This is a genomic window from Thermosipho sp. (in: thermotogales), from assembly GCF_020054775.1.
GTDB classification, from domain to species: Bacteria; Thermotogota; Thermotogae; order Thermotogales; family Fervidobacteriaceae; genus Thermosipho; species Thermosipho africanus.
The window spans coordinates 1-8,154 of sequence record NZ_JAIHAP010000080.1 but is presented as its reverse complement, the minus strand read 5'-3'; the positions used below and the strand labels follow the sequence as shown (position 1 = coordinate 8,154).

The following is an 8,154-nucleotide window of genomic DNA, read 5'->3' as shown; positions in this document are numbered from 1 at the left end:
CCACTTCTTGAACAAGAAGTAAACGATACTGACAAATTTATTGATATACCAGAAGAAATATTAAAAGAATATGCAGTATACAGGCCTACTCCACTTATAAGGGCAAATTTTTTAGAAGAATACCTTCAAACACCTGCGAAAATATACTATAAATATGAAGGTCAAAGTCCAACAGGAAGTCACAAAACAAACACCGCACTTGCACAGGCATATTACAACAAAATCTCAGGAGTAAAAAAACTTTACACAGAAACAGGTGCGGGCCAATGGGGAAGTGCTTTATCATATTCTGGATTAAAATTTGGAATAGATGTAAATATTTATATGGTTCGCGTTAGCTTCAACCAAAAACCAGCACGAAAAAGTATTATGAAACTTTTTAACGGTAAAGTAACTCCCTCTCCTAGTAGAAACACAAAATCTGGAAGAAAATACGAAAAAAATCATCCTGGAAGCCTTGGAATTGCAATAAGCGAAGCTATGGAAGAAGTTTTACAAAGAAATGATTCAAAATATGCACTTGGAAGTGTTCTAAATCACGTACTTCTGCATCAGACAATTATTGGATTAGAAATAAAAAAACAACTTGAAAAATTAAATATTCAACCAGATGTAATAATAGGATGCCATGGTGGAGGATCAAATTTTGGTGGAACAATCCTTCCATTCATTCCAGATAAATTATCTGGAAAAAATATTAGATTTATCGCTTGTGAACCTGAAAGTTGCCCTACATTAACAAAAGGAGAATATAGATATGACTTTGGAGATACAGCAGGGTTTACGCCACTTTTGAAAATGTATACACTTGGTAAAGATTTTGTCCCACCATCTATACATGCAGGTGGTTTAAGATATCATGGAGCAGCTCCAATAATTTCTGCGCTTTTAAATCATAATCTAATAGAAGCAAAAGCATTCTCACAGGAAGAAACATTTAAAGCAGCAAGATTATTCTCAAAACTTGAAGGCATTATTCCCGCTCCAGAATCTTCACATGCAATAGCCGGTGCAATAAAAGAAGCATTAAATGCAAAAAAAGAAAATAAAGAAAAAATAATTGTATTCACACTTTCTGGTCATGGGTTGTTTGATTTAAATGCATATATATAACATTTCTCAAAAAATATAAAGAATACAAGACAATTTTTAGATTTCAATAATATTACATTTATTAAAAATTTAAAATAATTGTAGAAAAAAGATAATATTGAATAAAATTAACCCCTCCAAAGGAGGGGTTAAAATAAGAAAAAATATTTAAACTAGAAAATAATAAATAAACACCCTGGCCAATGTAAAAATTATTTTTCAATCAATCTAATCATTTTAGGATGAGCAGTGAGTGTGTCTATTAACATTGTTAACTGCTGCCCTAGTAACATATATGTAATCTGTGCCTTTAGTGTCCTTTCATTCATTCCTCTCATCTTTATCCTCTGCTTTAGCCTTTCTATATACCATTCTATTTCCCATCTTTTGCTATATATCAACCTATTTATTTCTCGCTCCATAAATTCTTTCCCTTTTCTTCCCCTAGGTCTTACATATAACTTCATCTTTTCTTTCATTTTTTCAATAAACTCCCATTGCCAGTACCCCCTATCTGCTAACAATATCGAACCTTCTATATCTTCTAACATAACTTCTGCATGTTCTACTTCTCTATTATTTCCTATTTCAAAATCTAATAACACTTTTGCATTTGCTTCATATAATAGATGAAGTCTCTTTTTCTTTCCTCTAATTTCACTGCTGTCAATAACTAGCAGTGTGCTATTTTTAGTTTCTTACTTACTTTCTTTTTTGATAATCTTTTCAATCTATAGTGTATTGTTTGTCTAGAAGGTAGATTATTTATTTTTATTCTTCCGTCTAAAAGATAAGCATATAGTCTTCTCATAGATTGAATATTAGTTAAATACAGGGTTAAAATTAAAACAAAGATATGATCAGGATACTTTCTTAGATACATTCTTTTAGATTTGTCAAAGACAAGATAAGATATTTTGTTGAGTAATTTTTGTGGTCAAATAATATTGAAGTGGATATTGTTGGGCTATACCTCCTTGTGTTGTGTTATATTTAGTACAAAAACAATTTTAGCAGGTGTAGCCCTTTTTTATATTTTAATTTAACCTATCTTTTACATTGGCCAGGGTCGAAAATAAAACAGAGGTTTGAGCCTTATTTTTGATTTTTTGTTGTGTATCTAAAACCTTGATCAAAGTAGAAAATTTTAAAGCGCATATAAAGTCTATAAAGATAAAATAAAGATTAATTACCTATGACAAATTATGTGGTAAAATAATTTGTAAGAAAAAAACAGAAAGGAGGTAAAAAATGAAAAGCTTTGTAATGAACATTTGGATAACCACTTGGAAAAAACTATATGGTGAAAATATAGTAAATGAGTTATCTTCAAAATTTAACTTAGATGAACAAAATCTTTTGATCCCAACTAATAACGTTCCTGATGAACTGGTTGTCAATTTTTCCAGAGAATTAGCCAAAAAAGTTGGAAAAACATATGAGGAGCTTTGGCAAGAAACAGGTTATCACAACATAAAATCTTTTCATTCGTTTTATCCAAGTTATTTTAAAAAGGAAGGAGTTTTATCTTTCCTAAGTGCAATGGATAGTGTCCATAGAGCACTTACTAGAAGAATAAAAGGTGCAAAACCTCCAAGAATCATATATAACTATATTGACGAAAAAACTGCAGTTATAAGATATGAATCTCACAGAGATTTTAGAAACTACTTTTTAGGTCTTTTAAAAGGAGCAGCAGACTTTTTTAATGACCCTTTAAAAATTGAAATACTAAAACAAGATATGAATTCAAACGGCTCATTTATCGAAGTAAAAGTTACTGCTACAAAGCCATACGGAAAAAGTGTAAAATTAAAACTTTACAAAGCTATCTCATTTGGTCTTTTAAAAAGTTTTAGTACAAACTTAACTGTTATAATACCAATACTAACTTTTGTACTATCATTTTTATTTACAAAATACTTAGGTGCTTTACCCGGATCCATATTAACCTCGATTTCAATTCTAATAGGACTCCTTCTAATTAATAAAGATTTAAAAAATGCCACAAAGAGTGTTGAAAAAATAATCAATATTTACAAAGAAAAAGACTTTAATGATATTTTGATGATATCTGGGGAAAAAGATTTTGAAAAATTATCAAAAAGCAATATCAAAGCCCTGTCAAACCTTAGAGAATTTCTCATAGGATTTCAAGGAGATACTGAAGAAATTTTAAATTTCTCTAAAAAGACTTTAGAATCTTCAGATGCAATTCAAGAAGAAATTGGAACAATGAAGGAACTTTCAACACAGGTAGCAGATACTGCCGTTCAAATTAGTAATGATGCAGAAAGAATTTCAGAAGCAGTAACTTCAAATGTGAACACTATATCTCAAACAATAACTGAGCAAAATCAAATAATAAATGACTTAAACACAGCAGTTGAAAAAATAATAACTGCGGCAAAAAATGTAGAAAATTCGGCATCAGGAATTAAATTAATGAGCGAGGAATTTGAAAAAATAACAAAGGAAAGTGAAGAACTCAAAAATCAGGCAAGTACAATCCAAGAAATTGCAAATACCGTTATGAATATAGCCGAACAAACAAACTTACTTGCACTTAATGCAGCAATAGAAGCTGCAAGAAGTGGAGAAGCAGGAAAAGGTTTTGCCGTAGTTGCCGATGAAATAAGAAAACTTGCTGAAGAAAGTAAAGAATCTGCCGTTAAAATTTCTCAATTTTTATCAACCGTTTCAAATGGTATCTCTCAATTAAGTTTAAGTGTCACAAAGGGATATGAAGAGCTTAAAAATCAATCATCTGAACTTGAAAATAGTGCACAAAAAAGTAAAGAATCAAGTGAAATTATTTCTAATATCACTTCTCAATTAAATACTCTTGTTTCAACTTTAAACTCTGAAACAGAAAAACTTGAAAATATAACAACAAGTATACAAAATCTCCTTGCAATATCTGAAGAAAGTTCTGCAACAGCAGAAGAAATTAGTGCTACAATACAAAAGTTCTTGGATGAATTAGAATCAGTATTTGAAAATGTAAGAAAGACCATAAGTCTTATACAGACTATACAAGATAACTTCAATGAAATTAAAATATAAATGGCTCGGAATACCGAGCCATTTTTACGTTCTATCAAAATATTTATCAATCTCATTAAAGGTAATCTTTAAAAACAAAGGTCTTCCATGTGGACAAGTTGTCAAATTTCTTTTAAAAACCTCTTCAATTAGCTTTTTTGCCTCACCTTCAGTAATATCATACCCTGTTCTGACAGCAGACTTACAGGCTTTATCAGCTATTATATGCTTCATATTTTTTGTTCCCATTGAAGGTATTCTGTATTCATCTATAATTTCCTTAAATATATCATCAACATCTGATGGCTTTATAAAAGATGGTATAGATAAAATTTTAACCGATTCATTTTCAACCTTTATTTCAAACCCATTTTCTTTTAATTCATCAAGCTTTTCTATAACAATCTGCTTTAAACTTTTTCCAATCCTTATTTCGATAGGAATAATTAAATCAACTTTTTCAATACCCACTTTTAATTTTTCTAAGATTTGCTCGTAAATAAACCTTTCGTGTGCCGCATGAAAATCCATTATGTATATTCCATCTTCCATTTCAAATAAAACATACCTCTTTTTTAAAATAACTACATCATTTTTTACTTCTAAATTCTTTTCTGATATATCAAATAACATGCTTTTAGAATAATCTACATAATTTACACTTTCTTTGAACACACTATTGAATTTATCTTGAAAACTGTCGTTAGAAAAATTCACATTTTTCGTCTCAAAACTGCTAACCTCTGATTTTGTTTTTTTCTCATTTATAGGCTTAACAAATATTTGTTTTGAAACAAATTTTTTTAATGCCTCTCTCACCGTTCTTGTTATATCTGAATATATAATATTCGGATTTGAAAATTTTACTTCCAATTTTTGTGGATGAACATTAACATCAACCAGTTTTGATGGTACATTAATAAATAAAACACCGTATGGATGATCAACAAGTGCTTCACCATACCCATTTTCAAAAATGTAATAGAGCATTTTATCCATAACAAATCTTTTTTGTACAAAAAAGATCTGTCCTGTCCTATTTTTTCTATGATAATTAGGCGATGAAATTATCCCTTCAACGTATTTACCATTTATTAATGTATATTCTTTGACTTCAGGAAATATAAGTTTGAATCTTTCCTCAAGATTTGATGCTCTTGCGTTATATATTATTTCATTATCCGCTCTAAAGATAAATTCAACATCTGGATTTGAAAGCAAAAATTTTTCTACGTATTCTACTACATACCTTTTTTCCGTGGCTTCAGATTTCAAAAATTTACGTCTTGCAGGAACATTAAAAAATAAATCGTATACTTCTACTATTGTCCCTTTCTCAACAAGTGGATATTCATTAACAGATTTAATCTTTCCACCTATTGCCTCAAGTCTATGAGACTCACTTCCATTATTTGATGTAATAACTATCCTACTGACCTTTGCAATAGATGCCAGAGCTTCTCCTCTAAATCCAAAGGAAGATAGGTTATATATATCATCAAAATCATTTATCTTACTTGTTGTATGTTCATAAATAGAAAGGAGAAGGTCTTCACGTCCCATACCTTCTCCGTTATCCTTCACTTTTATATAACTTTTTCCACCGCTTTTTATCTCTATCTCAATCTTTGTAGCACCTGCATCAAGTGAATTTTCAACAAGTTCTTTTACTACTGAATAAGGACCCGCAACAACTTCTCCAGCTGCAATCTTTCCAATTACATGCTCGGGAAGTTTCTTTATCTTTCCCACTCTATAACACCTTCGATTCAAATGGTTTTAACCTTATTCCTTCAAATTCCTCTTCATGTCCAGAAATGTTATGATATATTCTAAGTGATTTTTCTCCATTTGTTACTGTATAACCAACTACAAATTCACTTGTTCTTAAATCAACAATCCATGAGTTTGTCATCCATTCATTTTCTTTTCTAAATTTAATCCATCTTTTTACAGTATTTAATAGACTGTCTTCTCTTTGAGATTGTTCCTCAACAGAAACACCAGTAAATGCATGGTTAAACCCTACAGATTTCCAAAGGGTTTGACCATCGCCAGAAAGTGAAGAATACCAAGGGAATGGTTCAATTACACTCTCAGTAAAGTAAGGATCATACACTCCCTTCATTCCAAGCTCATCGCCATAGAAAATAAATGGAATTCCTGGCGTTGTAAGGAGCATTGCAAAAAATACCTTTCTTTGATCCTCAGACTGCAAACTTGAAGCAAGCCTTGTCATATCATGGTTGCTGGAAAAATTTGAAGGAATGTAAAGTCCTCTATCATCGGTCAATGTTCTTGAAAAACAATCCCATATTTTATAGGTATTTCCATGATTAATTGATTCTCTCAATGCTTCTGTAAAATAAAAATTAAAGGAGCATCCAATTGTTTTTGCATATTCAGCAACTATTTCAGGTGCATCCCATACTTCAGTTACTGCAAAAACATCACTTTTTATACTTCTTGCTTTATCCATAATCTTTTTCCAAAATTGAATATTTTTTTCGTGATTGTAACTGAACTTCTTTTGTTGAAGATCATAATCATAAATATGTTTTGCAGCATCGAATCTAAAACCATCTATACCCATATTTAACCAAAATTCAACTATTTCAAGTGCCTTTTCAACAACCTTTTCATTTTCATAGTTTAAGTCTGGAGATGAACCTCCAAAAACACCATAATACCATCTACCATTATATGGATGCCAGATAACTTCATTATCCCAAGGTCTTTTCTCATTTAAGTCTACTCCATCATCTGCCCATAAAAAGAAATCTTCATATTTTTTATCACCAGAAACGGCAGCCTTAAACCATGGATGCCTTGATGATACATGATTTAAAGGAAGATCAATCGCAATTTTTATTCCAGCCTCGTGAAGTTTTTCAACCATTTCTTTAAAGTCATCAAGGGTTCCATATGAAGGTGTGGTGTCAAAGAAATCTATAATATCGTATCCATGGTAACTTGGAGCTTTAAAATGAGGCATTATCCAAACAAGATCAACACCTAAATCTTTTAGATAAGAAACAGCATTAGAAAGACCTTTAAAATCACCTGTTCCATCGTTGTTGTAATCATAAAAAGAGCGGATATAAATTTCGTATCCTACCATCTCTACTCCTCCTTGAATACTTCAAATTTTAGTGAATCACCATTTATTTCCATTATACCGTATGTTTCCATAGCTGTCCCTGGATTTATGAAACGCTTTCCACGGTATACTCTATCATCAGGTACATGACTATGTCCATATAATATAACATTAACATCATTATCAAACCAATTTACAATCCTTTCTGGAATTCTTATATGAGAACCGCTACCATGGGTCAAACCTATTGTAAACTTTCCAATTTTTACAACCTTTTGAGCAGGTAGATAATCCTTCACATCATAATCATCCATATTTCCAAATACGCCATGGAAATTTCTATTCAAACTTTGAAGAAACAAAACAGTATTTAGATCAACAAAATCTCCCAACGCAAAAATACCATCACATTCTTTTGCAATTTCCACAATTTTTGGATGCACTTGAAAGTTTCTGGTTGGAATATGAAGGTCGGAAATTACTAGAAATCTCATAAATACACTCCTTACACTTATTGTAATAAACCATTTACAAATAGATCGATGTTTTTTTGAGTTTTTGAGATATAAGATATATTTCTGTAATCTCTATCCTCTTTTAAAACCTCATTAAGTACCTCCACTGCTTGCATATCCAAAGTTCCTTTTTTAGCTGTATCATAGGTTATTTCAAATGCTTTTTCTTTTTCAAATCCTTTACGATATGGCCTATCCTCTAAAAGTGCGGAAAAATAATCTGCAACCTGTAAAATTTTATCCTCAAAACTCATCTCGTTTTCTTTTAATTTAAATGGATAACCACTTCCATCAATTCTTTCTTGATGCCTTACAGCAGGATAAAACCAAGATTCATCTTTGTAATCATTCAATACAATATATGAATAATAAACATGCTTCTTCATTATTTTTATTTCATCA

The 8,154-nt window shown here is 30.8% G+C and carries 7 protein-coding genes; 2 read left to right on the top strand and 5 right to left on the bottom strand.

Annotated elements, in window-relative coordinates:
• Window positions 1–1,113: TrpB-like pyridoxal phosphate-dependent enzyme (locus tag JG780_RS09745; protein ID WP_287570397.1), on the top strand; the 1,113-nt coding region annotated here is incomplete at its 5' end.
• Between the two features lie 191 nt (window positions 1,114–1,304).
• Here the strand turns inward: JG780_RS09745 and JG780_RS09740 are convergent.
• Entirely contained in the window at window positions 1,305–1,748 is a 444-nt protein-coding gene (locus JG780_RS09740; RefSeq protein WP_287570398.1) for a transposase, read from the bottom strand.
• Between the two features lie 595 nt (window positions 1,749–2,343).
• Between JG780_RS09740 and JG780_RS09735 the strand changes: the two genes are divergently transcribed.
• Entirely contained in the window at window positions 2,344–4,158 is a 1,815-nt protein-coding gene (locus JG780_RS09735) for a heme NO-binding domain-containing protein (protein ID WP_004101019.1), read from the top strand.
• Between the two features lie 24 nt (window positions 4,159–4,182).
• Here JG780_RS09735 and mutL read toward each other — a convergent pair whose 3' ends face one another.
• From mutL to JG780_RS09715, 4 genes are all read right to left on the bottom strand, one after another.
• Window positions 4,183–5,889 (bottom strand): DNA mismatch repair endonuclease MutL, encoded by a 1,707-nt coding sequence (gene mutL, locus JG780_RS09730; RefSeq protein ID WP_287570395.1) that lies wholly within the window; start codon window positions 5,887–5,889, stop codon window positions 4,183–4,185.
• Window position 5,890: 1 nt separating this feature from the next.
• Window positions 5,891–7,258 (bottom strand): alpha-amylase family glycosyl hydrolase, encoded by a 1,368-nt coding sequence (locus JG780_RS09725; protein ID WP_287570394.1) that lies wholly within the window; start codon window positions 7,256–7,258, stop codon window positions 5,891–5,893.
• 2 nt (window positions 7,259–7,260) lie between these two features.
• The gene (locus JG780_RS09720; RefSeq protein ID WP_114703145.1) at window positions 7,261–7,731 is read right to left on the bottom strand and encodes a metallophosphoesterase family protein; all 471 of its coding nucleotides are present in this window, start codon (window positions 7,729–7,731) and stop codon (window positions 7,261–7,263) included.
• A 17-nt stretch (window positions 7,732–7,748) separates the two neighbouring features.
• The coding region (locus tag JG780_RS09715) for an HD-GYP domain-containing protein (RefSeq protein ID WP_287570391.1) at window positions 7,749–8,154 on the bottom strand (406 nt) is incomplete at its 5' end.